The organism is Emticicia sp. W12TSBA100-4, from assembly GCF_040253585.1.
In the GTDB taxonomy this organism is placed as follows: Bacteria; Bacteroidota; Bacteroidia; order Cytophagales; family Spirosomataceae; genus Emticicia.
Genome location: NZ_JBELAU010000103.1, coordinates 1 through 292, shown reverse-complemented (window position 1 = coordinate 292; position 292 = coordinate 1). Strand labels below are relative to the sequence as shown.

Below are 292 nucleotides of genomic sequence, written 5' to 3'. Positions count from 1 at the left end.
CTCTTATGTTCTTGAAAAAACATTAGAACCGATTAGAAATTCAATTACAAGTATATCGGCAGGAGGTACTATTGTGCAGTTGATCGTGAAAAAAGACGGAACAGGTCAGTATCTAAGCCCGAAGCTTGCAAATGATAGTATAACTGATGCATCAGCAACTAAGCGATATGAAATTGTAGTTTATCCCGGCGTTTATACTGAAACCGAATGGATAGTGAAAGATTATGTAATAATCACAGGTACAAATAGAGAAACTTGCTGGTTGAAAGGGGAATTGGCTGATAATTCTACC

At 37.0% G+C, this 292-nt stretch carries 1 protein-coding gene; it reads left to right on the top strand.

Translation table 11 applies throughout. From position 1 onward, the window contains the following. On the top strand, positions 1 to 292 hold a 292-nt coding region (locus ABR854_RS25950), incomplete at both ends, for a hypothetical protein (RefSeq protein WP_350268746.1).